Source organism: Microvirgula aerodenitrificans DSM 15089 (assembly GCF_000620105.1).
GTDB lineage: Bacteria > Pseudomonadota > Gammaproteobacteria > Burkholderiales > Aquaspirillaceae > Microvirgula > Microvirgula aerodenitrificans.
Genome location: NZ_JHVK01000002.1, coordinates 273,156 through 294,952, shown reverse-complemented (window position 1 = coordinate 294,952; position 21,797 = coordinate 273,156). Strand labels below are relative to the sequence as shown.

The 21,797-nt window shown below is 64.1% G+C and carries 20 protein-coding genes; 13 read left to right on the top strand and 7 right to left on the bottom strand.

Annotated elements, in window-relative coordinates; translation table 11 throughout:
- The first annotated feature begins 17 nt into the window (after nucleotides 1–17).
- Entirely contained in the window at nucleotides 18–527 is a 510-nt protein-coding gene (locus tag Q352_RS0103160; protein ID WP_028498097.1) for a glutathione peroxidase, read from the top strand.
- On the opposite strand, the gene Q352_RS22140 is transcribed toward Q352_RS0103160, so the two are convergent.
- From Q352_RS22140 to Q352_RS19595, 3 genes are all read right to left on the bottom strand, one after another.
- The gene (locus Q352_RS22140; RefSeq protein WP_084299801.1) at nucleotides 501–1,424 is read right to left on the bottom strand and encodes an RHS repeat-associated core domain-containing protein; all 924 of its coding nucleotides are present in this window, start codon (nucleotides 1,422–1,424) and stop codon (nucleotides 501–503) included. The genes Q352_RS0103160 and Q352_RS22140 overlap by 27 nt on opposite strands.
- A gap of 101 nt (nucleotides 1,425–1,525) precedes the next feature.
- Nucleotides 1,526–2,224, bottom strand: a complete 699-nt coding sequence (gene trmB / locus Q352_RS0103150; protein WP_028498095.1) for a tRNA (guanosine(46)-N7)-methyltransferase TrmB — start codon at nucleotides 2,222–2,224, stop codon at nucleotides 1,526–1,528.
- 35 nt (nucleotides 2,225–2,259) lie between these two features.
- Nucleotides 2,260–3,195, bottom strand: coding sequence for an NAD-dependent epimerase/dehydratase family protein (locus Q352_RS19595; RefSeq protein ID WP_233495158.1), 936 nt, complete (start codon nucleotides 3,193–3,195; stop codon nucleotides 2,260–2,262).
- Between the two features lie 110 nt (nucleotides 3,196–3,305).
- On the opposite strand from Q352_RS19595, the gene Q352_RS0103140 reads away from it, so the two are divergent.
- Together Q352_RS0103140 and Q352_RS0103135 are read left to right on the top strand one after the other, a co-directional pair.
- Entirely contained in the window at nucleotides 3,306–4,331 is a 1,026-nt protein-coding gene (locus Q352_RS0103140; protein WP_028498094.1) for a CDP-6-deoxy-delta-3,4-glucoseen reductase, read from the top strand.
- A 347-nt stretch (nucleotides 4,332–4,678) separates the two neighbouring features.
- Entirely contained in the window at nucleotides 4,679–6,007 is a 1,329-nt protein-coding gene (locus Q352_RS0103135) for an amino acid permease (RefSeq protein WP_036385175.1), read from the top strand.
- 65 nt (nucleotides 6,008–6,072) lie between these two features.
- Here the strand turns inward: Q352_RS0103135 and Q352_RS19590 are convergent, their stop codons facing one another.
- The 3 genes from Q352_RS19590 to Q352_RS0103120 form a co-directional block, all read right to left on the bottom strand.
- Complete coding sequence (locus Q352_RS19590) at nucleotides 6,073–7,575, bottom strand: amino acid permease (protein WP_051528638.1); 1,503 nt, start codon at nucleotides 7,573–7,575, stop codon at nucleotides 6,073–6,075.
- 88 nt (nucleotides 7,576–7,663) lie between these two features.
- Nucleotides 7,664–8,221 carry an adenine phosphoribosyltransferase gene (locus tag Q352_RS0103125; RefSeq protein ID WP_028498092.1) on the bottom strand — a complete coding sequence of 186 codons (558 nt, stop codon included), beginning with the start codon at nucleotides 8,219–8,221 and terminating at the stop codon, nucleotides 7,664–7,666.
- Between the two features lie 77 nt (nucleotides 8,222–8,298).
- Nucleotides 8,299–9,612 carry an NCS2 family permease gene (locus Q352_RS0103120; protein ID WP_373280108.1) on the bottom strand — a complete coding sequence of 438 codons (1,314 nt, stop codon included), beginning with the start codon at nucleotides 9,610–9,612 and terminating at the stop codon, nucleotides 8,299–8,301.
- A gap of 178 nt (nucleotides 9,613–9,790) precedes the next feature.
- Here Q352_RS0103120 and gmk point away from each other — a divergent pair, with 178 nt between their 5' ends.
- From gmk to Q352_RS0103070, 10 genes are all read left to right on the top strand, one after another.
- Nucleotides 9,791–10,411 carry a guanylate kinase gene (gene gmk / locus Q352_RS0103115; protein ID WP_028498090.1) on the top strand — a complete coding sequence of 207 codons (621 nt, stop codon included), beginning with the start codon at nucleotides 9,791–9,793 and terminating at the stop codon, nucleotides 10,409–10,411.
- A gap of 37 nt (nucleotides 10,412–10,448) precedes the next feature.
- Nucleotides 10,449–10,655: a DNA-directed RNA polymerase subunit omega gene (gene rpoZ, locus Q352_RS0103110; protein WP_028498089.1), complete on the top strand. Its 207-nt coding sequence runs from the start codon at nucleotides 10,449–10,451 to the stop codon at nucleotides 10,653–10,655.
- 24 nt (nucleotides 10,656–10,679) lie between these two features.
- Nucleotides 10,680–12,836: a RelA/SpoT family protein gene (locus Q352_RS0103105; RefSeq protein ID WP_028498088.1), complete on the top strand. Its 2,157-nt coding sequence runs from the start codon at nucleotides 10,680–10,682 to the stop codon at nucleotides 12,834–12,836.
- Nucleotides 12,837–12,922: 86 nt separating this feature from the next.
- Nucleotides 12,923–13,132 carry a sulfur carrier protein ThiS gene (thiS, locus tag Q352_RS0103100; protein ID WP_199489709.1) on the top strand — a complete coding sequence of 70 codons (210 nt, stop codon included), beginning with the start codon at nucleotides 12,923–12,925 and terminating at the stop codon, nucleotides 13,130–13,132.
- Between the two features lie 44 nt (nucleotides 13,133–13,176).
- Nucleotides 13,177–13,965, top strand: coding sequence for a thiazole synthase (locus tag Q352_RS0103095; RefSeq protein ID WP_028498086.1), 789 nt, complete (start codon nucleotides 13,177–13,179; stop codon nucleotides 13,963–13,965).
- A gap of 137 nt (nucleotides 13,966–14,102) precedes the next feature.
- Nucleotides 14,103–14,315: a 30S ribosomal protein S21 gene (gene rpsU, locus Q352_RS0103090; RefSeq protein ID WP_028498085.1), complete on the top strand. Its 213-nt coding sequence runs from the start codon at nucleotides 14,103–14,105 to the stop codon at nucleotides 14,313–14,315.
- A gap of 154 nt (nucleotides 14,316–14,469) precedes the next feature.
- Entirely contained in the window at nucleotides 14,470–14,919 is a 450-nt protein-coding gene (locus Q352_RS0103085) for a GatB/YqeY domain-containing protein (protein ID WP_028498084.1), read from the top strand.
- Between the two features lie 14 nt (nucleotides 14,920–14,933).
- Entirely contained in the window at nucleotides 14,934–16,691 is a 1,758-nt protein-coding gene (dnaG, locus tag Q352_RS0103080; protein WP_028498083.1) for a DNA primase, read from the top strand.
- A 62-nt stretch (nucleotides 16,692–16,753) separates the two neighbouring features.
- Nucleotides 16,754–18,718, top strand: coding sequence for an RNA polymerase sigma factor RpoD (gene rpoD, locus Q352_RS0103075; protein ID WP_028498082.1), 1,965 nt, complete (start codon nucleotides 16,754–16,756; stop codon nucleotides 18,716–18,718).
- A gap of 248 nt (nucleotides 18,719–18,966) precedes the next feature.
- Entirely contained in the window at nucleotides 18,967–20,541 is a 1,575-nt protein-coding gene (locus Q352_RS0103070; RefSeq protein WP_036385100.1) for a methyl-accepting chemotaxis protein, read from the top strand.
- Nucleotides 20,542–21,039: 498 nt separating this feature from the next.
- Here Q352_RS0103070 and Q352_RS0103065 read toward each other — a convergent pair whose 3' ends face one another.
- Nucleotides 21,040–21,756 (bottom strand): murein L,D-transpeptidase catalytic domain family protein, encoded by a 717-nt coding sequence (locus Q352_RS0103065; protein WP_028498080.1) that lies wholly within the window; start codon nucleotides 21,754–21,756, stop codon nucleotides 21,040–21,042.
- Nucleotides 21,757–21,797 lie beyond the last annotated feature (41 nt).

The following is a 21,797-nucleotide window of genomic DNA, read 5'->3' as shown; positions in this document are numbered from 1 at the left end:
ATTGCCAAGGAGCAGCGATGCCGAGTGTCCATGATTTTTCCGCCGTGCGTCTCGACGGCAGCGAGCAGAAACTGTCCGACTATGCGGGCCAGGTCCTGCTGATCGTTAACACCGCCAGCGAGTGCGGTTTTACCCCGCAATACGCTGGCCTGCAGGCGCTGCAAGAGCGTTTCCATGACCGCCGGTTCAGCGTGCTCGGCTTTCCATGCAACCAGTTCGGCGGACAGGAGCCGGGCAACGAGGCGGAAATCGGCCAGTTCTGCACCACCCGCTTCGGGGTGAGTTTTCCGATGTTTGCCAGGATCGATGTCAATGGCGCGCAGGCGCATCCGCTGTACGCCTACCTGACGCACGAGAAGCCCGGCGTGCTGAACACCGAGCGCATCAAGTGGAATTTCACCAAGTTTCTGGTCGACCCGCAGGGCGCGGTGGTCGATCGCTATGCGCCTGCGACCAGGCCGGCAGCGCTTGTCGACGCCATCGAGCGCCTGCTGCCGCGCTCAGACCAGAGTGCCTGGCAGTTGTGAGAGGCTGCTGTGCCAGGATAGGGAGCGCGGCAGCCCGCTGGTGAACTGGAGACCCCGCACGTTGAGTTCAAACAGGGACCCGGCAGCGGTCTCGGCATGGAATGCCGCATTGCTCTGGCCAGATGACACCGGCACCGATGCCGGGGCAGACCGCGTTCTGAATGGCGCGTGCTGGGGGGGTAATCTGTGGAAATGCTGCGAGACCCACTGCCGCGTGGTGCTGAACCTTTCTGACAGCATGGACACCGTTCGTGCGGGTCTGCGCCGCAAGTGCTGCAGTGCCGCGAGATTCGCCTGTCTCAGTTGTATCTTGTGGAGGGCGACCATCGTCTTGATGCCATGAACCGCCGTGGCAAAACCGATGGTGTTGCCGATGGCGACCAGGATATTGCCGGCCAGCGACAGAGCATTGCCCAGTGCGGAGTCCGCTCCCAGTGCGCTGCCGGCGCTTTGCAGCGACATGCCCGTCACTGCCACTACAAGGCCGACCGAGGCGATGATGAGGGCCAGCGTGCCGCCACTCATGAAGTTGAGGATGATGCCGGCCAGACTGGCCAGGATGCCGGTGGCGTTGGCAATGTAGCCAGTGATGTCGGTGGTGGTGCCAAGCACGTAATAGCCGGATGGATCGCGCCGGTTGACCGGATCACCGCTGCAGAATGCATACGCATTGATACCGCCCCTGCCGAACGGGCTGTGCGGGTCCAGACGCAGGAAACGCTGGGAAACCGGGTCGTAGCTGCGTGCGCCATTGCCAAGGTGATACCACTGGCGGGTGCCGATCCGGTCTACCAGCTGACCATGCATGCCGACCCGCGTGAGCGGGGCGGGTGACACCGCCGCAGTCAGGCGCGGGCGGGTAGCCGGGGACTGGGCATTCTGAACTGCAGGCATCATGATCTCCACGGCTGGCCGGCGGGGAGCGAGGCCGTACCGTGGTGTCCGGTAGCACTCTCTGCCTGGTCTTTATCTAGATCTAGGCAGGGGTTGCATGACTGTCATTGCGGACTGACGAGTGGTTTCCGGCGGAACACCAGGTCCCAGACCCCGTGGCCGAGGCGCAGGCCGCGCTGCTCGAACTTGGTCAGTGGCCGGTAGTCGGGGCGTGGCGCGTAACCGGCGGCGGTGTTGACCAGATCCGGATTGGCGGACAGCACGTCCAGCATCTGGATGGCGTAGTCTTCCCAGTCGGTCGCCAGGTGCAGGTAGGCCCCCGGCTTCAGTCGCGATACCAGCAGGGCGACGAATCCGGGCTGCACCAGCCGGCGCTTGTTGTGGCGTTTCTTGTGCCACGGGTCGGGGAAGAAGATATGGATGCCGTCCAGGCTGTCGGCCGGCAGCATTTCCCGCACGACTTCGACCGCGTCATGGCGGATGACGCGGATGTTTTCCAGTTGCTTCTCGCCGACCAGCTTCAGCAGGCTGCCGACACCGGGTCCGTGAACCTCGATGCCCAGGTAATCCTGTTCGGGATGGCGCTCGGCGATTTCCGCGCTGGCCTGGCCCATGCCGAAGCCGATTTCGAGGATTTTCGCTGCCTGGCGGCCAAAGGCGGCATCCAGGTCCAGCGGCTGGCCGGTGTACTCGATGCCGAAACGCGGGAACAGCGTGTCGTAGGCGCGCTTCTGTCCCGGGGTCAGGTGCCCCTGACGCAGGACGAAGCTCTTGATATGGCGCTGGAAGTCGGGATTTTCCATGTGGCGGGACGCGGGGAATGACAAAGCCGGCGATGTTACCCGGCGGCCGCGTCGGCGACCAGTTCGATGGTGGCATCAGCGGACGCCAGAAAGGCGTCCAGGGTCGGATAGCGCAAGGCAACGGGCAGTTCGGCATGCATGCGCGCATTCAGCAGCAGGCGAGACTCGCGCAGAAACGACCATTGCGCCGGCGACACGGCCGTGGCCAGTTCGGCATGCGGCAGACGCGGCGGGCGGGTCAGCCGGTAACGGTCGGCGATGGCATCCAGCCACTCGCCGGTGGCCAGCTGGCTGTCGTCGCAGACGTTGTAGCAGCGAATGCCACCATGGCGTTCGAGCGCGGCCACGCACAGCAGGGCCAGATCGTCGGCATGGATGCGGTTGGCCGGCGTGTCCTCGCTGGCGATCGCGCACGGCGTGCCGGCGCGCAGCCGTGCCAGCGGCAGGCGGTCACCGGCATAGATGCCCGGTGCCCTCAGTATGGTGACGCTGGCACCGGTCTGGCGGGCAAATTGTCGCCACAGCCGTTCTGCCGTCAGCCGGCGCATGCCGCGCGCCGAGTCCGGACGGCATGGCGCCGTTTCCGGTGTCGGCGCCCCGTGGCGGTCGCCGTACACGCCGCTGGTACTGATATAGACTATCCGGCGTGGTATGCTTGCCCGCCTTTTGAGTACGTTGGCAAGCCGCGCGACCCGGCTGTCACCACTGGCGGATTCGTCCGGCGGCGCGGTGTACAGCACGCAGTCGGCCAGCCCGGCCAGCCGCTCCAGCGACGCGCGATCGTCGAGATCGGCGTGGATTGGCAGCGCGCCCAGTGCCCGCCACATGGTGGCCTGTTCCGCCCGGCGGTGAACCACCAGCACGCGGTAGCGGCCGGTCAGACGAGGGAGCGCGCGCCGGGCGACATCGCCGGCGCCGACGACGAGCAGGGTCGGGAAATCGGGCATGCCGGCATTGTAGCCGGTCGCCACCGCCACCGCCGAACACGGGGCTTTTTTATCGCAATCAGCCCGGATGGCTGTCGCCGTGATGCGTGGGGTTTGCCGCGTCACCCGCTGTCCGCACCGCATCTGGATCGTTTATGTCCCAAGTGACTTTGCAACCGAGTGGCCGCTGTCTGACGGTCGAAGCGCAGGAAACCATTCTCGAGGCCGCACTGCGCCAGGGCGTGGCGCTGCCGTATGGCTGTCGCAATGGTGCCTGTGGCGCCTGCAAGGGCAAGGTGCTGTCCGGCGAGGTCAGTCACCGTCCGCACCAGGCCAAGGCGCTGCCCGATGCCGAACGCCAGGACGGAATGGCACTGCTGTGCTGTGCCGAGCCGGTCGGCGATGTCACCGTCTCGGTGCGCGAGGTCGAAGCGGCCAGCAGCATCCAGATCAAGACCCTGCCGTGCCGGGTCGAAAAAATCGAACGTGTTCACGACGTCGCCGTGCTCAAGCTGAAGATCCCGGTGTCCGAACGGCTGCAGTTCCTCGCCGGCCAGTACATCGACATCCTGATGAAGGATGGCAAGGCCCGCAGCTTCTCGCTGGCCAATGCGCCGCACGAGGACGGCCTGCTGGAACTGCATATCCGCCACATGCCGGGCGGGACTTTTTCCGAGTACGTGTTCCACCAGATGAAGGAAAAGGAAATCCTGCGTTTCCGGGGGCCGATGGGCAGCTTCTTCCTGCAGGAACACTCCGACAAGCCGATCGTGTTTCTGGCCAGCGGCACCGGCTTTGCACCGGTCAAGGCCATTATCGAGCATGCGATCCATATCGGCGTGACGCGGCCGATGGTGCTGTACTGGGGCGCGCGCACCCTGGCCGACCTGTACATGCCGGCGCTGCCGGAAGCGTGGAAAGCCCGGCTGCCGGACTTCCGCTATGTGCCGGTGCTGTCCGAACCGCTGGCGACGGACGGCTGGACCGGACGGACCGGTTTCGTCCACCAGGCGGTGCTCGACGACTTCAGTGACCTGTCCGGCCACGAGATCTACGCCTGCGGCGCGCCGGTCATGGTTGAGGCGGCGCACGGCAGCTTTATCCGCGAGCGCGGGCTGCCGGAAGATGCGTTTTTCTCCGATGCCTTCTTCCTGTCCAGGGACACCAAACCGGCAGCATAAGCAGGGAAAAATCGCGGCAGGAGAAACTGGGCCGGCATGTTATGACATGCCGGCCCAGACTGCTCATGAAGGAGGGCACCGACGGCAGCAGTGGCGTCGGTACACGCCCGACTGACAGGATCTGCCGTGAGCACGGCAGTCTGTCTGATTGAATCCTGCCTCTTCCGTCCCCGCCGCCGCGGGGAAACCTCGCTTCGCTCGTCCGTTCTTCGCGGGTTAGGGGTGGATGGACAGTCCGGGCCGGCATGTTATGACATGCCGGCTTTTTTACTTTCTGTGCATTTTTTGTTGGAAAACGAGCGGCAATGCCATTACCCTCTGGGTAGGTAAATCAGAGAAAGCTAATGATGGCTGAGAAGAAAAAGGGCCTCGGCTTGTGGATGTGCATTGCACTGGTCTGCGGCAACATGATCGGGTCCGGGGTATTCCTGCTGCCATCGTCACTGGCACCGTATGGCGGGATGGCGATCGTGGGCTGGGTGCTGACGGCGATGGGGGCGGTACTGATTGCGCTGGTGTTCGCCAGCCTGACGGCGCGGATGCCGCGCGACGGCGGACCGTATGCGTACACGCATGATGCGTTCGGCAGCTTTGCCGGCTTCTGGATCGCCTGGGGCTACTGGATTGCGCTGTGGGCCGGCAATGCCGCCATTGCGGTCGCCTTCACCAGCTATCTGTCCGGCTTTTTCCCGATCCTGGCCAGCAACCATTACGCCGGCGGTCTGTGCTCGATCGGCCTGGTGTGGCTGGTGACCTGCATCAATCTGCGCGGGGTCGAGAGCGCCGGCGGGGTGGCGGTGGTGACCACCGTGATCAAGCTGCTGCCGCTGGTGGCCATCGCGACCCTCGGCCTGTTCTGGTTCGATGCCGACAACCTGGTTTTCAATCCGAACAACCTGCCTGTCGGGCAGGGCATCAGCTCGGTCGCCGCACTGACGCTGTGGGCCTTCCTCGGCCTCGAATCGGCGGCGGTGCCGGCCGGCGATGTTGAAAACCCGGAAAAGACCATCCCGCGCGCCACACTGATCGGCACGCTGATCGCTGCCGTGGTCTATATCGGCGTGACCGTTGCGGTCATGGGCGTGCTGCCGCACGACCAGCTTGCCAGTTCGCCGGCGCCGATGGCCGATGCCGCCCGGGTGATGTGGGGTGACTGGGCCTATACCGTGGTCGGCATCGGTGCGGCCGTGTCCTGCCTCGGCGCGATCAATGGCTGGTCGCTGATGCCGTGCCACGTGTCGGCTGCCGCCGCGCGCGACGGACTGTTTCCGAAACGTTTCGCCCAGCTGAGCAAGCGCCGGGTGCCGGCCTTCGGCCTGCTGGTGTCGTCGGTGCTGGTGACCATTCTGCTGATCTGCAACTACTCCGGCAGCCGCGGCATGGTGGAAATCTTCAACTTCATCATCCTGCTGGCGACCATGACCACCCTGCTGCCGTACGCGTTTGCCGCTGCGGCCGAGCTGCTGTTCATCGCCACCGGCCGCAAGCCGGCGCGCCATGTCGGCCGTGCGGTGGCCATTGCTTCGCTGGGCTTCGCCTATTCGGTCTGGGCGCTGTATGGCGCCGGGGCGGAAACCATCATGTGGGGCATGCTGCTGCTGATGCTGGGCCTGCCGATCTATGTGTGGATGGCCGCGGAGAAGCACCGCCACGGCGAGGATAGCTCCGAGTCCTGACCCCGGTTGCGCTGGCAACGAAAAAGCCCCCGGCCTGCCTGGCCGGGGGCTTTTTGCAGCTGCTGTCAGTGCTTGTCGCCGGAACGCTCGTGGGCGCTGGTCGGGAACGACATTTCGCTGTACTTGACGAAGCGGGTCTTGTGCTTGATCCGGTAGCCCCACCAGATGGCGAGGAACAGCGGAATGCCGACATAGGTGGCGACGATCGCGCTCCAGTTGATCCGGTTGCCGAGGAAGGCCTCGTAGTTCTGTCCCAGCGTGATCACCATGCACAGGAAGAACGCGAACAGCGGGCCGAACGGGAAGTACGGCGAGCGGTACGGCAGCTCGTCCAGCGAGTGGCCCTGCAGCAGGAAGCCCTTGCGGAAGCGGTAGTGGCTGATGGCGATGCCGAGCCAGGCGATGAAGCCGCACATGCCGGACGTGTTCAGCAGCCACAGGTAGACCACCTGGTCGCCGAACAGCGACGAGGTGAAGCACAGCATGCCGATGGCCGTGGTGGCATACAGCGCATTGCGCGGTACGCCGCCGCTGGACAGCCGGGCGAAGATCTTTGGCGCCATGCCGTTGGTGGCCATGTTGTACAGCATGCGGGTCGACGCATACATGCCGGAGTTGCCGGCCGACAGGATGGCGGTCAGGATCACCGCGTTCATCAGCCCGGCGGCGAAGGCCAGCCCGGCGCGCTGGAAGACCAGCGTGAACGGCGAGGTGCCGATGTCGGTCACGTCGTTCTTCAGCAGCAGCGGATCGGTGTACGGCAGCAGGGCGCCGATAATGAAGATGGCGAACACATAGAACAGCAGGATGCGCCAGAACACCTGCTTGATGGCGCGCGGAATGTTCTTTTCCGGGTTTTCCGATTCGCCGGCGGCAACGCCGATCAGTTCGGTGCCCTGGAACGAGAAGCCGGCGATCATCGCCACGCCGACCATGGCCGGCAGTCCGCCGGCGAACGGGGCGTCGGCAATGAAGAAATTGCTCAGTCCCGGCGACGTGTGGCCGCTCATCACGCCGAAGATCATGGCCAGACCGACGCCGATAAAGACGATGACGGTAATGACCTTGATCATCGCGAACCAGTATTCGGCTTCGCCGAAGCCCTTCACCGAAATGAAGTTCAGCAGGAACATCAGCGCGAGGAAGATCACGCTCCAGTACATCCCGGGAACGTGAGGGAACCAGTAATGCATGACGATCTGGGCCGCGGCGAGTTCGACCGCAATGGTGACCGCCCAGTTGAACCAGTAGTTCCAGCCGAGCGCGAAGCCGAAGCCCGGGTCGACGTAACGTTCGCCATAGGTGGCGAACGAGCCGGAAACCGGCATGTAGGCAGCCAGTTCGCCGAGGCTGGTCATCAGGAAATAGACCATCAGGCCGATCAGCGCATAGGCGACCAGTGCGCCGCCAGGGCCGGCCTGGGCCACCGATGCTCCGGAGGCGACGAACAGCCCGGTGCCGATGGAACCGCCGATGGCGATCATGGTCAGGTGCCGGGCCTTCAGGCTGCGGTGGAGCCCTTCCGGCCCGGCGGCCGGCGGCGTGGTAGTGGGGGGAGTTTGCTGCATTCTCGCTCTCCTGTATGAGGCGGTGGTCTGACCATCTTTGGTTCTGGACAGGGGACCCCGGCGTCATCCGCGCCGGGGAGCGGGCGAATCAGTGGCCGGCGAAATCGCAGACGGTGAACAGCGGGATACCGGCATCGCGGATCACCTGCGAACCACCGAGTTCCGGCAGATCGACGATGGCGCCGGCTTCGACGATGTCCGCACCGAGCCGGCGGAGCAGCTTGACCCCGGCGGTCATGGTGCCGCCGGTGGCGATCAGATCGTCGATGACGACGAAGCGCTGACCCGGCGTGCAGGCATCGGCATGGACCTCGACCGTGGCACTGCCGTATTCGAGTTCGTACTGCTCGGCGATGGTGGTGAACGGCAGCTTGCCCTTCTTGCGGATCGGGACGAAGCCGACGTTCAGCTCATAGGCAACGACCGAACCGAGAATGAACCCGCGCGCATCGAGCCCGGCCACCATGTCCACGCGCTGGTCCATATAGCGATGGACAAAAATGTCGACCAGTACGCGGAAGGTTTTCGGATCCTGCAGCAGCGGCGTGATGTCGCGGAACTGCACGCCTGGCTGCGGCCAGTCGGAAACGGTGCGGATATGCGCCTTGATATAGTCGGCGTAAGTGAGGTGTTGCAACTCGGCCATAAAAATTTTCCAGCTGTCTGGCGCCCGCCTGGTGGCGGGCGCAGCGGACGATGGTAGTCCCGTCGGTAGTGTGGTGGTCAGTGGAAGAACGCAAACTTGACCGCGAACAATGCCGCAATGATGACCACGGTCGGGGTGATGTCGCGGTAACGTCCCGACAGGATCTTGATCAGGGTATAGCTGATGAAACCGAACGCGATGCCATCGGCAATCGAGTAGGTAAACGGCATGCCAACGGCAGTGATCACCGCCGGCGCCGATTCGGTCAGGTCATCCCAGTCGATTTCCGACAGGCCGCGCGCCATCAGCACGGCGACGTAGCACAGGGCCGGCGCGGTGGCAAAGGCCGGAACGGTGCCGGCCAGCGGCGACAGGAACAGCGCCGCCAGGAAGCACAGCGAGACGACGACGGCGGTCAGGCCGGTGCGGCCGCCGACGGCGGTGCCGGCTGCCGATTCGACATAGGCGGTCACGCTGGAAGTGCCGAGGATGCCGCCGGCCATGATGGCGGTGGAGTCGGCGAACAGCGCCTTCTGCAGTCGCGGCAGGCGGCCGTTCTTGTCCAGCAGTCCGGCACGGTGCGACACGCCGACCAGGGTGCCGGTGGTGTCGAACAGGTCAATGAAGAAGAAGATGAAGATCACGCCGATCAGGCCGCTGTGGAAAGCGCCGGCCAGGTCCATCTTCATGAAGGTTGGTTCGATCGACGGCGGTGCGGCGAATACACCCTTGAATTCGGTCAGGTTCAGCAGCACCGACAGCAGCGTGACCAGCAGCACGCCGATAATGATCGAGCCGGTCACCTTGCGGTATTCGAGCGCGACGATGACGATGAAACCGAATACGGCCAGCAGCGTGCTCGGCGACTGGATGTCACCGAGTGTGACCATGGTGGCCGGCGACGCGGCGATCACGCCGGCGCCCTTCAGACCGATGATGGCGAGGAACAGGCCGACGCCGGCCGAAATCGCCAGCTTCAGCGAATGCGGAATCGCATTGACGATCAGCTCGCGGATTTTCAGACTGGTGATGGCGACGAAGATCACGCCGGAAATGAACACCGCGCCCAGCGCGGTTTCCCACGGTACGCCCATGCCCTTGACCACGGCGAAGGTGAAGTAGGCGTTCAGGCCCATGCCCGGAGCCAGTGCGATCGGGTAGTTGGCCACCAGCCCCATCACCATGGTGCCGAGGGCGGCGGCAATGCAGGTGGCGACGAACACGGCGTTGAAGTCCATCCCGGTCTGGGACAGGATCGCCGGATTGACGAAGATGATGTAGGCCATGGTCAGGAAGGTGGTCAGGCCGGCAATCACTTCGGTTTTGACCGACGTGCCGTGTTCCTTCAGCTTGAAAAACGAATCGAGAGAAGCCATCTCGGCGCATCCCATAAGGTTTGGATAAGGAGGAAGGCGCGTATTCTACGCAAAAAATGCCTGCGCCAACGCGCTGTTATCGCACGGGACTGCGCTGGATCATGTGATCGGCATGGCGGCCGGTGTCGGCGGCGATGGCCTTTTGTGATAATCTGGAAAATTCGACAATTTCGAATCCTTGCCTTCCAATCCCATGCAGAGCGGTAATATCTTCATCGTCACCGCGCCTTCCGGCGCCGGCAAGACCACGCTGGTCGCAGCCCTGCTTGCAGCCGACAAGCAGGTGCAGCTCTCGGTGTCCTATACCACGCGCGCACCGCGGGACGGCGAGACGCACGGCCGTCACTACCATTTCGTCGACCGGACCACGTTCGAGTCGATGATCGACCGTGGCGACTTCCTCGAATACGCCGAGGTCTACGGCAACTACTACGGCACCAGCGAAACCTGGATCCGCGAGCAGCTGTCGACCGGACGCGACATCCTGCTGGAAATCGACTGGCAGGGCGCGCAGCAGGTACGGCGCACGTTTCCGGAAGCGATCGGGATCTTTATCCTGCCGCCGTCGGTCGAAGTGCTGGAGCACCGCCTGCGCGGCCGGGGCAAGGACGACGAGGCCACCATGCAGAAAAGGCTCGCCGCCGCGCGCAGCGAGATCGACCATGTGGCCGAATTCGATTATGTTGTGGTCAATGAAGAACTCGATGAAGCGGTCAGGGACCTGGTGTCCGTGGTTCGCGCCGAGCGCCTGACGCAACTGCAGCAGATGGAGCGCCGTGGCCGGCAGATCGCCGCCATGCAGTCGCTGGACTGATCCGCCCACCCTTACACGACACGAACAGGACAAACAGATGGCACGAGTAACTGTAGACGATTGCCTCAAGCGCATCCCGAACCGCTTCGACCTGACGCTGGCCGCGGCCTACCGCGCCCGCCAGATCGCCAACGGCGGCCAGACCCTGATCGACGGCGCCAAGGACAAACCGACCGTGGTGGCCCTGCGCGAGATCGCCGCCGGCCATGTCGGTCGCGAACTGCTCGACCGCGCCCGCAGCTGATCACCGACCGCGAACGATAACAGCATGAACAGCGCCGACGCCCACACCATCGACTATGACGCCATGGTGAATGCCCAGGCGGAAGCGCTGCTTTCCACTGCCGCGACCTACCTGAAGCCGGACGACGTACCGTTCCTGCGTACGGCCTTCGAGTTCGCGCGCGACGCGCATACCGGCCAGACCCGCAAGAGCGGCGAACCGTACATCACCCATCCGCTGGCGGTGGCGCAGATCCTCACCGAATGGAAGCTGGACGCGCAGGGCCTGGCTGCTGCGCTGCTGCACGACACCATGGAGGACACCGGCGTTGCCAAGGCGACGCTGGCCGAGCGTTTCGGCAAGCAGGTGGCCGAACTGGTCGACGGGCTGTCCAAGCTGGAGCGGCTCGAATACCAGAGCAAGGAATCGCGCCAGGCGGAAAACTTCCGCAAGATGGTGCTGGCGATGGCGCGCGACATCCGCGTGATCATCATCAAGCTGGCCGACCGGCTGCACAACATGCGCACGCTGGATTCGATGCGCGAGGAAAAACGCCGGCGCATCGCCCAGGAAACGCTGGACGTCTATACCCCGATTGCCAACCGCATCGGCCTGAACAAGGTGTACCGCGAACTCGAGGACCTGTGCTTCAAGCACCTGTACCCGAACCGCTACCACGTGCTGTCCAAGGCGGTGAAGGCCGCGCGCGGCAACCGGCGCGAACTGGTCGGCAAGATCATGCAGTCGCTGGCGCGCAAGCTGCTGGAAGCGAATATCGAGGCCACCATCCGGGGCCGCGAAAAGAACCTGTACAGCATCTATCACAAGATGCAGGAAAAGCACCTGAGCTTCTCCGAGGTACTGGACATCTACGCATTCCGTGTCATCGTCAACGACGTGCCCGGTTGCTACCTGGCGCTGGGCGCGCTGCACGGGCTGTACAAGCCGATTCCCGGCAAGTTCAAGGATTACATCGCCATTCCGAAGTCGAATGGCTACCAGTCGTTGCACACCACGCTGTTCGGTCCGTACGGCACGCCGATCGAAGTGCAGGTGCGCACGCGGGAAATGCACAAGATCGCCGAAACCGGCGTGGCCAGCCACTGGATGTACAAGTCCGGTGGCCCGACCATGGACGCGGCGCGTCAGCGCACCCACCAGTGGCTGCAGGACATCCTCGACATCCAGGCCGAAACCGGCGATGCGGTCGAGTTCTACGAACACATCAAGATCGACCTGTTCCCGGACGAGGTCTACGTGTTCACGCCGAAGGGCAAGATCCTGGTGCTGCCGCAGGGGGCGACACCGGTCGATTTCGCCTATGCGGTCCACACCGACATCGGCCATCGCTGTATCGCCGCCAAGGTCAATCACGAGCTGGTGCCGCTGCGCACCGAGCTGAAAAACGGCGACACGGTCGAAGTGATCACCGCCGCACACTCGAAGCCGAACCCGAGCTGGCTGAACTTCGTCGTCAGCGGCCGGGCGCGCTCGGCGATCCGCAGCTATCTGAAGACCCTGCATCGCGAGGAAGCGCGCGTGCTGGGCGACCGCCTGCTGAAGCAGTCGATCCATTCGCTGGCCGCGCAGCCGTTCGTGCTGTCCGATGGCGTGTGGAGTGCGTACCTGAAGGAAGTCGGCGACAAGAACGTCAAGTCGACCGACGTGCTGGCCAGCATTGGCGCCGGCAAGCAGCAGGCGATGGTCGTCGCGGCCCGGCTGCTGGAACTGGCCGGCGAAGTGCTCGGTGGTCCGGCGCGCAGCGGGCCGCTGGTGATTCGCGGCAACGAGGGCAGTTCGATCCAGTACGCGGCCTGCTGCTCGCCGCTGCCGGGCGAACGCATCGCCGCCGCGCTGACCAAGGGCCAGGGCATGGTGCTGCACACCCGCGACTGCGCCCAGCTCAAACGGCTCGACCCGGACCGGGTGCTGGATGCCGAGTGGGAAATCCGCACGCCGCGCCTGTTCAGCGTGCCGGTGACCATCCTGGCGCAGAGTGCGCGTGGCGCACTGGCCAGCGTTGCCGCCGCCATCAGCGAGGGCGGGGCGAATATCGAGAGCGTCGACATGCAGGACGCGCACCATGGCGAAGGCTATGTGCAGATTCATTTCCGCCTGCAGGTCGGCAGCGCCCAGCACCTGAACGAAGTACTGAACCACATCCTGGCGCAGCCGCTGGTCGAGCGCGCCGTGCGCGGCTGAGCCGGCGCGGCGACAAAACGCTTGGGTTGCGCTGCACCGGTGATTACACTTTCCCGCTTTCCATCGTCCGCCAAGTCACACTACCCATGAATATCCTGGTGCTTACCGTCAACGGTGTCCGGCGCGAAGTGTCTGCGCCGCAGACCGTGGCGACATTGCTGGCCCATGAGTCCTTGCGGGAACGCCGCGTGGCGGTCGAGGTCAATGGCGAACTCGTGCCGAAAAGCCGCCATGCCGACACGGCGCTGGCCAGTGGCGATGCGGTCGAGATCGTCGTCGCCGTCGGCGGCGGCTGACCTGCCGCCGCACCCGCATTCGCCCATTTCATTCCGAGGACAGCATGGATTCACTCGTTATCGCCGGCCGCAGCTACGCTTCGCGCCTGCTGGTAGGCACAGGGAAGTACCGGGACTTCGACGAAACCGCCAGGGCGCTGGATGCGTCCGGTGCCGAGATCGTTACCGTGGCCATTCGTCGCGTCAATCTGGGTCAGGACCCGAGCCAGCCGAACCTGCTCGACGCCCTGCCGGCCGACCGCTACACGCTGCTGCCGAATACCGCCGGCTGCTACAGCGCCGACGACGCCGTGCGCACGCTGCGGCTGGCGCGCGAACTGCTCGACGACCACCGGCTGGTCAAGCTGGAAGTGCTGGGCGACCCGAAAACGCTGTTCCCGAACGTGCGCGAAACGCTGAAGGCGGCCGAAGTGCTGGTGGCGGAAGGCTTCGACGTCATGGTTTATACCTCGGACGACCCGATCGTCGCCCGCGAGCTGGAACAGATCGGCTGCTGCGCGATCATGCCGCTGGCCAGCCTGATCGGTTCCGGCATGGGCATTCTCAATCCGTGGAACCTGCAGATCATCATCGACGAATGCAAGGTGCCGGTACTGGTCGACGCCGGGGTCGGCACGGCCAGCGATGCGGCCATCGCCATGGAGCTCGGCTGTGACGGCGTGCTGATGAATACCGCCATTGCCACCGCGCGCGAGCCGGTGCGGATGGCGCGGGCAATGAGGCTGGCGGTCGAGGCCGGGCGCGAAGCCTGGCTGGCCGGGCGCATGGCGAAGAAGCCGTACCAGGCCAGCCCGAGCTCGCCGGTTGACGGCCGCATCGGCAGCGGCAACTAGCGCGGGCGCAGCTCGTGGACCGTCTGAAAAAACAATGTTTTACATTTTGGACGGTGCCCGGCTACAATTACGGACTCAGCCGAATTCTTCGGTTGTTTTATTTTGATCAAACACATCCAAAGGATTGGTGATTCTTCATGCCTAGCGTTCGCGTGAAAGAGAACGAGCCGTTCGAAGTGGCAATGCGCCGCTTCAAGCGCTCCATCGAAAAAACCGGTCTGCTGACCGAACTTCGCGCCCGCGAGTTCTACGAGAAGCCGACCGCAGAGCGTAAGCGCAAAAAAGCTGCTGCCGTAAAGCGCCACTACAAGCGCCTGCGCAGCCAGATGCTGCCGCCGAAGCTCTACTGATTTTTTCGGTACCGCGAGAAGCAAAGCAAGAAACCGCGAGCGCAAGCTTGCGGTTTCGCCGTTTCCGGGCTGGCAAAATCAGCGATGACCGTCGTCTTGTCGTCGCGCTGCATTGGCCCCACATTGTCCTCATTGTTGAATGATCGAGACCGCCATGACGCTGAAAGCACGCATTACCGAAGACATGAAAACCGCGATGAAGGCCAAGGACACCGCCCGGCTGGGCGCGATCCGCCTGTTGCTGGCCGCCATCAAGCAGAAGGAAGTCGACGAGCGCGCGGACATGGACGACGCGGCGATCATCGCCGTGATCGACAAGCAGATGAAGCAGCGCCGCGACTCGGTGTCGCAGTACGAAGCGGCCGGCCGCCAGGATCTGGCCGACAAGGAAAAGGCGGAAATGGATGTGTTCGCCGCCTACCTGCCGCAGCCGCTGACCGATGCCGAGATCGATGCACTGATCCATGACGCGATCGCCGCCACCGCTGCCGCCGGCATGGGCGACATGGGCAAGGTCATGGGCGTGCTGCGCCCGCAACTGGCCGGTCGGGCCGATATGGGCGCCGTGTCGGCCCGCATCAAGTCCGCGCTGGCCGGCCGCTGAGCCGGGCGCCGGGCATGATCCCGCAGGATTTCATCGACCAGCTGCTGTCGCGCACCGATATCGTCGATGTGGTCGAGCGCTACGTGCCGCTGAAGAAGGCCGGGCGTGACTACATGGCCTGCTGCCCGTTCCACAAGGAGAAATCGCCGTCGTTCTCGGTCAGCCAGACCAAGCAGTTCTACCACTGCTTCGGCTGTGGCGCCCACGGCACGGCGATCACCTTCATGATGGAACATGCCGGCTACGGCTTTGTCGATGCGGTCAAGGAACTGGCGCAGCTGGCCGGCATGCAGGTGCCGCAGGTCGCGGCCGAGCTGGCGGCGAAAGAGGCGGAAACCCGCCGGACCGTCGACTCGCTGTCCGAGGTCATGGTCGAGGCGGCCCGCTTCTACAAGCAGCAGCTGAAGTCGTCGCCGGTGGCGGTCGAGTACCTGAAGCGCCGCGGGCTGACCGGTGAAATCGCCGGCCGCTTCGGGCTTGGCTATGCGCCGGCGGGCTGGAACGGCCTGCAGGCGGTGTTTTCCGACTACCTGGACCCGAAGCTGGACGAGGCCGGGTTGCTGATCGTCCGCGATGACGGTACCCGCTACGACCGTTTTCGCGAACGGGTCATGTTCCCGATCCGCGATGTGCGCGGACGGGTGATCGCCTTCGGCGGCCGCATCCTCGACAAGGGGGAGCCGAAGTACCTGAACTCGCCGGAAACGCCGCTGTTCGAGAAGGGGCGCGAGCTGTACGGCCTGTTCGAGGCGCGCGAGGCGATCCGCGAGGTCAACCGGGTGCTGGTGGTCGAAGGTTATATGGACGTGGTGGCGCTGGCGCAGCACGGGGTGTCGTACGCGGTGGCCACGCTGGGCACCGCGACCACGGCCACCCATGTGCACAAGCTGTTCCGCCATGCCGACCGGGTCATTTTCTGCTTCGACGGCGACAAGGCCGGCCGGCGTGCCGCATGGCGGGCGCTGGAAAACGTATTGCCGGAACTTCGTGACGGAAAACGGGTCGACTTCCTGTTCCTTCCGAGCGAACACGATCCGGACAGCTATATCCGTGAATACGGGCGTGAAGGTTTCGAGGCGATCCTGGATGCCGAAACCGTGCCGCTGTCGGCCTACCTGACGCGCGAGCTGTCGCAGCGGGTGGACCTTGGCAGCGACGAGGGGCGGGCCGAGTTCCTGAACCTGGCCAAGCCGCTGGCACTGGCCGTCAAGGCCCAGGCGCTGTCCATCCTGCTGCGCAAGAAGCTGGCCGAGATGGCCCACCTCGACGTCGACGAACTCGACCGCCTGTGGGGGCTGCGGCGCGGCCTGAGCGGGCGGCAGGGCGTGCGCTCGAAGGCAATCGGCAGCCGGCGGGTGGAAGTGTCGCTGCCGCGCTGGCTGCTGCGCGCGCTGATGCTCGACCCGGCGCTGGCCCGCGACACCGTATTGCCGCCGCCGGCGCAACTGGCCGGCGATGCCCAGTTGCTGGGCGAACTGGTGTGTTTCATCCAGACAACAGGCGCAAGCGACAGTGCAGGTCTGCTGGAGCGCTTGCGCGATACTGATCTTGGCCAGCGCATCGAGCCGCTGGTTGCCGAGCTGCTGGTCGATCCGGCTGCGCTGCAGGCGCCGCCGGCGGAGGAATTTGCCGGGGCGATCGACCAGCTCGGTGCACGAATCGCGGGTGAACGCTTTGACCGGCTGAAGCAGAAAGATGCCGAGCAGGGCCTGAGTCCGGATGAAAAGCGCGAGCTGCTTGACTTGCTCGTGCGGATTCGTCCCACGTCCTGACGTGAGACGAGAAATCTGATACAATTTGATGTTTTTCCAGCTCAATTTTGCAGGATTGCACAATGGCGGCCACTCCCAACAGCAACAAAGATTCTGACGCGAAGAATCCGGCGGCAGCCCAGGACAACACCGAAGAGCGCCGCAAGCGGCTCAAGCAGTTGATCGTTCAGGGCAAAGAGCGCGGCTTTTTGACCTATGCCGAGATCAACGACTCGTTGCCCGAGGACGTGCTCGATGCCGAGCAGATCGAAAGCATCATCGGCATGATCACCGACATGGGCATCCAGGTGTACGACGAAGCGCCGGATGCCGAGCAACTGCTGATGTCGGACTCGACACCGGTGGTCGCCGACGAAGACGCGGTGGAAGAAGCCGAGAGCGCGCTGTCGACCGTGGATTCCGAATTCGGTCGCACGACCGACCCGGTGCGCATGTACATGCGCGAAATGGGGACGGTCGAGCTGCTGACGCGTGAAGGCGAAATCGAAATCGCCAAGCGTATCGAAGACGGCCTCAAGCACATGATCCAGGCGATTTCCGCCTGCCCGGGCATCATCCGGGACCTGCTTGCCCAGATCGATCGCGTGGCAGCGGAAGAAATCCGCATCGACGAAGTCATCGACGGCATCATCGACCCGAACGCAGAGGCGGAAGCCGCCGCTGCCGCCGCGCTGGCCGAAGCCACCAAGGCCGAGGAAGCGCTCGCCGCCGCCGAAACCGAAGGTGACGAGGAAGTCGACGAGGAAGAAGAAGAGGAAGACGACGCCGAGGCCGCTGCGGCCGTGGCCGGCGCCAACCTCGAGGAACTCCGTCGTCAGGCGCTGGAACACTTCAGCGGCGTGCAGAAGAACTTCGACAAGCTGATCAAGCAGCTGGAAAAGCATGGCCCGCAGTCGAAGCAGTACCTGGAAGTGCAGCAGGAAATCACCGATGCCTTCATGCTGGTGCGTTTCTCTGCCCGCCAGGTCGAAGGCCTGTGCGACATGCTGCGTACCGAGGTGGACGAGATCCGTCGCCATGAGCGCGAGATCCTCGACATCTGCGTGACCAAGTGCCGCATGCCACGTGACCTGTTCATCGCCACCTTCCCGGGCAACGAAAGCAACCCGCAGTGGGTCGAGGACGTGATTTCGAGCGGCAAGCCGTTCGTGTCGACGCTGGAACGTTACAAGCACGCCGTGATGGAAAAGCAGCAGAAGCTGTGCGATCTGCAGGACCGCACGATGCTGCCGATCAAGGAAATCAAGGAAATCAACCGGCAGATGGCCACCGGTGAAGCGAAGGCCCGCAAGGCCAAGCGCGAAATGATCGAGGCCAACCTGCGTCTGGTGATCTCGATCGCCAAGAAGTACACCAACCGTGGCCTGCAGTTCCTCGACCTGATCCAGGAAGGCAACATCGGCCTGATGAAGGCGGTGGACAAGTTCGAGTACCGTCGCGGCTACAAGTTCTCGACCTATGCGACGTGGTGGATCCGTCAGGCCATCACCCGTTCGATCGCCGACCAGGCGCGCACGATCCGTATCCCGGTGCACATGATCGAAACGATCAACAAGATGAACCGGATCAGCCGTCAGATCCTGCAGGAATCCGGCCTGGAGCCGGATCCGGCCGAACTGGCCAAGCGCATGGAAATGCCCGAGGACAAGATCCGCAAGATCATGAAGATCTCGAAGGAGCCGATCTCGATGGAAACGCCGATCGGTGACGACGACGATTCGCATCTGGGCGACTTCATCGAAGACCTGCAGACCATGGCTCCGTCGGACGCGGCCATGTACTCGAGCCTGAAGGAAGCGACCAAGGAAGTGCTCGACAGCCTGACGCCGCGCGAGGCGAAGGTGCTGCGCATGCGCTTCGGCATCGAAATGAACACGGACCACACGCTGGAAGAAGTCGGCAAGCAGTTCGATGTCACCCGCGAGCGTATCCGCCAGATCGAAGCCAAGGCCCTGCGCAAGCTGCGTCACCCGACCCGTTCGGAACGCCTGCGCAGCTTCCTCGACGCGGATCCGAGCACGCCGTAAGGCGGGCCGGGGCGGCGGTCGGCATGGCCGTCGCCATGCTGCACACGGAAACAGGGGATTGCCGACACACGGCAATCCCCTGTTTCATTCATGTCTGCCCGGGGGCGCGGACACGGGAATGCCCTGATGCCACGGCGCGCAGGCGGGTTTCCTCGGTAATCCGGTCAGGATTATTGACTTTTCAATCAAGGCATTACTCACCAAACTATGCAAATATTGTAATTTTTTTGCAAAGTGAGCATGTCGACATGGCTGGCAGATTCTCGCTGGAAAACCTGACCGTAAGCCGCAAGCTGGCACTGGGCTTTGGCCTGCTGCTGGCACTGGCCGTGTTGCTGGCCCTGACCGGGCTGTACGGATTGCGCAGTGACGGGCAGTCGCTGACACGCATCAACCGGCTTGGTGCGCTGTTCGACGAGACCGTTTACGCGCGGGAAGCCAACTACGCCTATGCGCTGACGGCGGATCCGGCCCGGCGCGCGGCCCAGGACAAGCATGTGCAGACCCTGCGCCAGGCCCTGATGGCGGTGAGGGCGGAGATCGACAACGGCAGCTGGCCACGGGAAGACCTGGCGGCGATCGATCACCTGCGCGGCGCCCTCGACCGCTATGTCGACGCCCGCCAGCGCGCTCTGGATGCGACCGGTGCCGGTCCGCAGGCGGTCATCCGGCCGAATGCGCTGTTGTCGACGTTGCAGGCCGATATCAACACGCTGTATCTGGCCGAAGAAGCGCGGGCCGCCGTCAGCGTGCATCAGGTGCAGATCGTGCTGCTTGCCGTTACCGCGCTGGCCCTGCTGCTGGGCGGACTGATCGCCTGGCTTATCGGACGCCAGATTACCCGGCCGCTGCAGCAGACGCTGCTGGCCGCCGAGCGCATCGCCAGTGGTGACCTGACGGTGGAGCTGCACAGCCGGCGCACGGACGAACTCGGGCAGTTGCTGCGCGCCATCGGGCACATGAACGACCGGCTGCGCGAGGTCATCGGCCAGATTCGGGGCGGCTCGCACCAGCTTGCAGCGTCCGCCACCCAGCTGGCCACCATCACCAGCCAGACCCGGGCCGGCATCGACAGCCAGAAGAACGAAACCGGCATGGTGGCGACGGCCATGGGCCAGATGACCGCCAGCGTGCGCGAGGTGGCGCGCAGCGCCGAGGAGGCCGCGCTGGCTGCCCGTCAGGCCGATGACGAGGCCTGCAGCGCGCTGGCCGTATCGCGGCAGGCGGTCACGCAGATCGAGGCACTGGCCGGCGAGGTCGGCCAGTCGGCCGCGTCACTGACCCGCTTGCACCGTGAGAGCGAACGCATTGCCGGCGTGCTCGAGGTGATCAAGGAAGTGGCCGGACAGACCAATCTGCTGGCGCTGAATGCAACCATCGAAGCCGCGCGGGCCGGCGAGGCCGGCCGCGGCATTGCCGTGGTTGCCGACGAGGTGCGCAAGCTGGCGCTGCGCACCCAGCAGTCTTCGGAGGAGATCGATGCGCTGATCACCGGGTTGCAGCACATTACCGAGGAAAGCGCGCGCATGATGCAGGCCAGCGTGGCCCAGACCCGGGCCACGGTGGATGGCGTGCGCAATACCGGCGAGGCCCTGACGACGATCACCCGCCAGGTGGCCGACATCCAGTTGATGAGCACGCAGATTGCCACCGCGGCAGAACAGCAGAGCTGTGTGGCCGAGGAGGTCAACCGCAGCGTCCTGAACGTGCGCGAAACCACCGACCAGTCGGCGCAGGCCAGTGTCGAGATTGCCACTTCCAGCGTCGAACTGGCGCGGCTGGGGACCGATTTGCAGCAACTGGTCGGGCATTTCCGTACCTGATGCGGATGGCGCATGCCACCGGCCCGCGCGAAACGCATGTTGCCGACACGTATGCTAGAATCACGCCGTGCCCGGCTTGATGCCGGGCCATCCGGTTTTCGGGCCTCTAGCTCATGCCTGGTTAGAGCAGCGGACTCATAAAATTTGTGCCATGCGCGTGGAAACTGCGCATGGGATGGTGTCAAATTCGGTGAAACCTAAGCGCAGCGATGCGTATGGCAATGCCGAGCCAAGCTTCAGGTCGAAAGTCCTGTTGAAGGTGTAGAGACTAGACGGCACCCACCTAAGGCGAAAGCTATGGTGAAGGCATAGTCCGGGGAGTGGCGAAAGTCACACAAACCAGAATCCGTTGGTGCCGAGTTCGACTCTCGGGGGGCCCACCAGACAGCAAAGCCAACCTCTGCACGGGGTTGGCTTTCTTTTTTGCGCCGGCGGCAGGTCAGGGGCAGTGGCTTGCGCAGCCCCCGGCCCATCTCCCTGCCCCCGGTACCGACCTTCCTATAGCGCCGCGCGCTGCGTGCCGCGACCGGCCGGGCAGTAGTCGTTGTTCAGAAAGCGCGAACTGTTGATCCACTGCTGCGACGGGTAGTAGGCGAAGACATAGCTGCCCTGCTGCAGCGTGTCGATCAGCGGCTGGGCCACGGCCGGGCGTACGGCCGGGCAGCCCTCGCTGCGGCCGAGGCGGCCGAGGCTGGGGATCACGCTCGGATCGGCATAGGAGGCCGAGTGGATGACGATGCCGCGCGCTTCGCTGTTGCTGTTGATGCCCTGTTCGAGACCGGCCAGCCGCAGCGACTTGCCGTGCTTGCCGTAGTAGGTTTCCCCGGTGCGGTACAGCCCGAGCGAGGTCTGGTAGCTGTTCGGCTGGTTGGAGAAGTCGGTGGCGACGTCGCCGCCGCTGTTCTTGCCGTGGGTGACCCATTCATCGAATACCAGCCGCATGGCGCGCAGGTCGAACACCCACAGCCGCTTTTCGCGTGACGGGCGGGAAAAGTCGATGACGGTCAGGAAGTTCTCCTTGTCGCCCAGGGTGGCATTCGCGCACTTGACCGCGCCCATGGCCAGTTGCAGCACGTTCAGGCTGATGTCCGGCGCCAGTTGCTGCAACTGCTCGGGCGTCGGCAGGCCGCCGGCGGAGGCCTGCAGCGGCAGCAGCAGCAATGAGGCCATGCCGGCCAGGGACAACAGGGTTTTCTTGCAACGACTCAGCGTCATGTTGGCAACGCTCCAGAAAAAGCCAGAAAAAAAACCGCACC

Coding starts and splice junctions, on each gene's coding strand:
- Q352_RS0103160 (WP_028498097.1), top strand. CDS start 18: ATGCCGAGTGTCCATGATTTTTCCGCCGTGCGTCTCGACGGCAGCGAG.
- Q352_RS22140 (WP_084299801.1), bottom strand. CDS start 1,424: ATGATGCCTGCAGTTCAGAATGCCCAGTCCCCGGCTACCCGCCCGCGC.
- trmB (WP_028498095.1), bottom strand. CDS start 2,224: ATGGAAAATCCCGACTTCCAGCGCCATATCAAGAGCTTCGTCCTGCGT.
- Q352_RS0103140 (WP_028498094.1), top strand. CDS start 3,306: ATGTCCCAAGTGACTTTGCAACCGAGTGGCCGCTGTCTGACGGTCGAA.
- Q352_RS0103135 (WP_036385175.1), top strand. CDS start 4,679: ATGGCTGAGAAGAAAAAGGGCCTCGGCTTGTGGATGTGCATTGCACTG.
- Q352_RS19590 (WP_051528638.1), bottom strand. CDS start 7,575: ATGCAGCAAACTCCCCCCACTACCACGCCGCCGGCCGCCGGGCCGGAA.
- Q352_RS0103125 (WP_028498092.1), bottom strand. CDS start 8,221: ATGGCCGAGTTGCAACACCTCACTTACGCCGACTATATCAAGGCGCAT.
- Q352_RS0103120 (WP_373280108.1), bottom strand. CDS start 9,612: ATGGGATGCGCCGAGATGGCTTCTCTCGATTCGTTTTTCAAGCTGAAG.
- gmk (WP_028498090.1), top strand. CDS start 9,791: ATGCAGAGCGGTAATATCTTCATCGTCACCGCGCCTTCCGGCGCCGGC.
- rpoZ (WP_028498089.1), top strand. CDS start 10,449: ATGGCACGAGTAACTGTAGACGATTGCCTCAAGCGCATCCCGAACCGC.
- Q352_RS0103105 (WP_028498088.1), top strand. CDS start 10,680: ATGAACAGCGCCGACGCCCACACCATCGACTATGACGCCATGGTGAAT.
- thiS (WP_199489709.1), top strand. CDS start 12,923: ATGAATATCCTGGTGCTTACCGTCAACGGTGTCCGGCGCGAAGTGTCT.
- Q352_RS0103095 (WP_028498086.1), top strand. CDS start 13,177: ATGGATTCACTCGTTATCGCCGGCCGCAGCTACGCTTCGCGCCTGCTG.
- rpsU (WP_028498085.1), top strand. CDS start 14,103: ATGCCTAGCGTTCGCGTGAAAGAGAACGAGCCGTTCGAAGTGGCAATG.
- Q352_RS0103085 (WP_028498084.1), top strand. CDS start 14,470: ATGACGCTGAAAGCACGCATTACCGAAGACATGAAAACCGCGATGAAG.
- dnaG (WP_028498083.1), top strand. CDS start 14,934: ATGATCCCGCAGGATTTCATCGACCAGCTGCTGTCGCGCACCGATATC.
- rpoD (WP_028498082.1), top strand. CDS start 16,754: ATGGCGGCCACTCCCAACAGCAACAAAGATTCTGACGCGAAGAATCCG.
- Q352_RS0103070 (WP_036385100.1), top strand. CDS start 18,967: ATGGCTGGCAGATTCTCGCTGGAAAACCTGACCGTAAGCCGCAAGCTG.
- Q352_RS0103065 (WP_028498080.1), bottom strand. CDS start 21,756: ATGACGCTGAGTCGTTGCAAGAAAACCCTGTTGTCCCTGGCCGGCATG.